The 4311-nt window shown below is 40.5% G+C and carries 5 protein-coding genes and 1 other annotated feature; of the genes, 4 read left to right on the top strand and 1 reads right to left on the bottom strand.

What is annotated here, in order from left to right:
• Nucleotides 1-83: 83 nt before the first annotated feature.
• On the bottom strand, nucleotides 84-227 hold the full coding sequence (locus U0M88_RS00595) for a hypothetical protein (protein WP_331868584.1): 144 nt from the start codon (nucleotides 225-227) through the stop codon (nucleotides 84-86).
• A 450-nt stretch (nucleotides 228-677) separates the two neighbouring features.
• Here U0M88_RS00595 and pta point away from each other — a divergent pair, with 450 nt between their 5' ends.
• The 4 genes from pta (at nucleotide 678) to U0M88_RS00575 (ending at nucleotide 3845) form a co-directional block, all read left to right on the top strand.
• Nucleotides 678-1652, top strand: a complete 975-nt coding sequence (gene pta / locus U0M88_RS00590) for a phosphate acetyltransferase (RefSeq protein WP_206198193.1) — start codon at nucleotides 678-680, stop codon at nucleotides 1650-1652.
• 62 nt (nucleotides 1653-1714) lie between these two features.
• Nucleotides 1715-2200 carry a hypothetical protein gene (locus tag U0M88_RS00585; protein ID WP_117445468.1) on the top strand — a complete coding sequence of 162 codons (486 nt, stop codon included), beginning with the start codon at nucleotides 1715-1717 and terminating at the stop codon, nucleotides 2198-2200.
• A gap of 11 nt (nucleotides 2201-2211) precedes the next feature.
• On the top strand, nucleotides 2212-2481 hold the full coding sequence (locus U0M88_RS00580) for an ACT domain-containing protein (protein ID WP_022789492.1): 270 nt from the start codon (nucleotides 2212-2214) through the stop codon (nucleotides 2479-2481).
• Between the two features lie 8 nt (nucleotides 2482-2489).
• Complete coding sequence (locus tag U0M88_RS00575; protein WP_331868583.1) at nucleotides 2490-3845, top strand: PFL family protein; 1356 nt, start codon at nucleotides 2490-2492, stop codon at nucleotides 3843-3845.
• An 82-nt stretch (nucleotides 3846-3927) separates the two neighbouring features.
• Nucleotides 3928-4134: a binding site (T-box leader), on the top strand.
• Nucleotides 4135-4311: the final 177 nt, after the last annotated feature.

Genomic DNA, 4311 nt, shown 5'->3' with positions numbered 1-4311 from the left:
TCCTAGAATATCAAAATATAAGGAATCACTTAAAAACAAAGCCCAATCAGCATAATACCAATTGGGCAAGAATTTTTACTTATTTAATGTGTCCACTTGACAGGGACCAGATCATAGTTCCCTCTTTTCGTTTTACCACCATCAAACAGTCGATCCAGCATCTTTTTTATAAGATATAGTAAAGACTGTAGCAATAAAGTGATGATTGCATTTATTAATTTTTCCATTGGGCCATTCACCTCCTTCGGCCATAGGCTAAGGAATTGATGATGGTCTTTTTATTTTATATGATTTGTTAATTTGAAATGTTGCTTAAATACAGTATTGCCATGAAATCGGAACGAAAACTTTTATACATACCTTTATAGAAGATAAAGTGTTAGAAAAATTAAAGAATAAAATTACGAAGACTTTTCAACTTGTTTATAAAAATGTTGAAACCAGTGAAAATCAACAAAAAAAACATTTGTGATAGAGATATAAATAGTAGTGAAAAAGAGTTATTTTATCCGTTTTCTTTTTATGCAATGAAAGAAATAGTTTAAAAAGAAATATTGTCAAAAATGATAAATTTTAGGATGGATTTTTTCATTTTACAATTGATAAAAACTTCACAACGTTTTACGTGCATTGTAGGACACTTTGTTTTATACTAGACACGAAAGAGGTTGTGAAAAATGATAATTAATGAACTAGAAGGAAAAGTAAAAGGAAAAGGAATCCGTATTGTATTTACAGAAGGATGGGATCCACGTGTACAAAGAGCTGTCATTGATTTGCAGGCTAACGATGTTGTACATCCGATTTTGTTAGGTTCTCCGGAACAAATTCAGAAATGTTCTGAAGAAAATGGACTGGATGTTTCTAACATCGAACAAATCAATCCATTAAACTATGATGGTATTGAAGAAATGGCTGTAAAAATGGTTGAACTTCGTCGTGGTAAAATGGATCTGGAACAGTGCCGTAAGGCATTACAGGCTTCCAACTACTTTGGAACTATGTTAGTGCAGATGGGAATTGCCGATGGTTTGTTAGGTGGTGCGACTTACTCTACAGCCGATACGATTCGTCCGGCATTGCAGCTTGTCAAAACAGCACCGGGACAGCCATTAGTAAGTTCTTGTTTCTTATTGGTCAAAGGCTCTGAACAATACATCATGGGAGATTGTTCCATCAATATCAATCCTACACCGGATGAATTGGTTGAAATCACTGTACAGACAGCCCATACAGCTCGTCAGTTTGGTATCGAACCTAAAGTAGCCTTGTTGTCTTACTCCAGCATGGGCAGTGCCAAGGGTGAATGTGTTGCCAAAATGGCCGAAGCCGCTACACGTTTAAAACGTATGCCAATCGATTTTGAAGTTGATGGGGAAATGCAGTTTGACTGTGCCGTAGCACCGGAAGTTGCTGCTTTAAAGGCTCCAAATTCAAAGGTTGCCGGACATGCCAATACGTTTATCTTCCCTAATCTTTCCAGTGGAAACATCGGATATAAGATTGCCGCTCGTTTAGGTGGATGGCAGGCCATTGGACCGGTATTACAGGGATTGAATGCACCGATTAATGACTTATCTCGTGGATGTACTTCACAGGAAATCTATAAAATGGCTATCGTTACCGCTGCTCAAAAAGCATTAGGTATTTAGTTAACCTCAAATTTGACTGTTGGTTCTTTTGAACCGACAGTTTTTTTGTTATACTGTGAATTATGAAAACAGTAGAAAAATTTCCTTATGATGTAGATTTTGGTGCCATTATGGACTATGTCGATGATCGGTTTATGCTGGTGATCAAAGATGAATCCTGGAGTGATGAAGAGATTGCACTTTTACAAAAAGGCGCAAAGCTTCATTTTTGTTACACGATGGATATCGTCATATTCATTTTTGAGGGTGGGGATATCGACAGCAGTGATTTTTATTTTAATGTACAGGACTGTGATGCCAAAGATTCGCTTTTGAATCAAGAAATCTTAGATGTGGAACTTCTTTTGGTCAATGCCGCTAATGAGGTATGCTTTAAGAGAAGAAAGACCTTGACCAAAGAACAGAGTGAAAAGATCTTGGCTCGACTGCATCACCAAAATACTGTGACATTTATGCCGGATGAATTTGATGTCAATGTGCAGGGACTGCAGGATGCCTATGAACCATTTGAACTGGAAAAGTATGCGGTAGTCAGCCTGCCGTTTTAGGAGGAGAGAACATGAAAGCAATTATTACCGTGATCGGAAAAGATAAAGTTGGCATTTTGGCAATGATCGCCAACGAATGTGCCAAAGCCAACATCAATGTATTGGATGTGAGTCAAACGATCGTAGATGGCTTTTTCACAATGACTATGAGCGTAGATTTAGAAAACATGGAAACTTCTTTGTCTTCTTTTAGTGATCATATGGATCAGTTAGGGAAAGAAAAAGATCTTGTGATCCGTGTTATGCATCAGGATATCTTTGATTCCATGCATAAAATCTAGGAGGGCTTATGCAGACAAAAGAAATACTAGAAACGATCAAGATGATCGATGAAGAATATTTGGATATTCGTACCATTACCATGGGGATCTCTTTGTTGGATTGTATGGATACCGACATTGATAAAAGCTGTGAAAAAATTAAAAAGAAAATCTGTTCCAAGGCAAAAGATCTTGTCAAGGTGGGCAATGAGTTCGGGAAGGAATATGGGATTCCGGTCGTTAATAAACGAATCAGTGTGACGCCTATATCGATGTTGGTGGCAGTATCTGGTGGAGATCCGGTCAAATACGCACTGACACTGGAAGAATGTGCACAGGAACTGGGTGTTGATTTTATTGGAGGTTTCAGTGCCTTAGTACAAAAGGGATATGCCAGTGGGGATAAAGAGCTGATTGAGGCCATTCCTGAAGCTTTGGCGAAAACACAGCACGTTTGTGCCAGTGTCAATGTGGGATCGACAAAGGCCGGTATCAATATGGATGCCGTAAAACAGATGGGACTGATTGTAAAAGAATGTGCCCGGTTGACCAAAGATGATCATTGTCTGGGTGCTGCCAAGCTTGTGGTTTTCTGTAATGCAGTTGAAGATAATCCGTTTATGGCCGGTGCCTTTCATGGTGTAGGAGAAGCGGACTGTGTAATCAATGTTGGTGTCAGCGGACCGGGTGTGGTTCGTGCCGTTCTTTCCAAAGCCGATAAAAACCTGCCTATGGATAAGATTGCCGATCTGATCAAGCGTACAGCCTTTAAGATTACTCGTATGGGGCAGCTTGTAGGTACGGTAGCTTCAGAAAAACTCGGTGTGCCTTTTGGTATTGTGGATCTATCTTTGGCGCCAACACCGGCTATCGGTGACAGTGTGGCATATATTTTGGAAGAAATGGGCTTGGAAACCTGCGGAGCTTATGGCACAACGGCATGTCTTGCCATGTTGAATGATGCGGTCAAAAAGGGTGGTGTCATGGCCACTTCCAATGTCGGCGGTTTATCTGGTGCTTTTATTCCGGTCAGCGAGGATGCCGGTATGATCCATGCGGCTAAAGCCGGTGTCTTATCTTTGGAGAAACTGGAAGCCATGACCGCAGTATGCAGCGTGGGTCTGGATATGATCGTTGTTCCGGGCGATACTTCGGCTTCGGTCATCAGCGGTGTGATTGCGGATGAAGCGGCCATCGGTATGGTCAACTCCAAAACGACAGCGGTTCGTATCATTCCGGCTATTGGAAAAGAGGTCGGGGAAGAGGTAGATTTCGGCGGGCTTTTGGGCTCCGGTCCGGTTATGCCGATTCGCCAGACCAAAAACGATGTCATGATCAATCGTGGGGGTCGTATTCCGGCACCGTTACAGTCTTTGAAAAACTAAATGTAAGCGATTTTCAGAAAATATTTTCAAAACTTTTCAATTTTTTGTTGCAAAAAAGGATTTCGTGTGTATAATTATGTCCATAAAGACAAAGAAGAGAAGGAGTACAGATGGTTTCCTTTGCAGAGAGCGAATGGCTGGTGAAAATTCGCAGGAAGAAATCTGGAACGTGTCTTGGAGTCGCATTGTCGAAAGTGTGAGGCAATGATCGTGTGTTCGCGTTAAGAATGAGGTGTCATCCGTATGGCGGATGGAATTAAGGTGGTACCGCGAGTCAATCGTCCTTTGTAAGAAGGGCGATTTTTTTTATAGAAAGGAAGATGCGAATGAGTAAAGAAGACCGACGACGATGCGATAGATTCGCATCCAAAAACAAGTAAACAAAAAAAGAAAAAAATAGAAGAGAGAAAGATGAGGAGAAAACATATGAGAAAATTATTAAAAATGGGATTAGCAGCTGCTATGG

This window comes from Faecalicoccus sp., assembly GCF_036552745.1.
Lineage (GTDB): Bacteria > Bacillota_I > Bacilli_A > Erysipelotrichales > Erysipelotrichaceae > Faecalicoccus.
The sequence above is the reverse complement of the archived record's forward strand: the minus strand, read 5'-3'. Positions and strand labels throughout refer to the sequence as shown.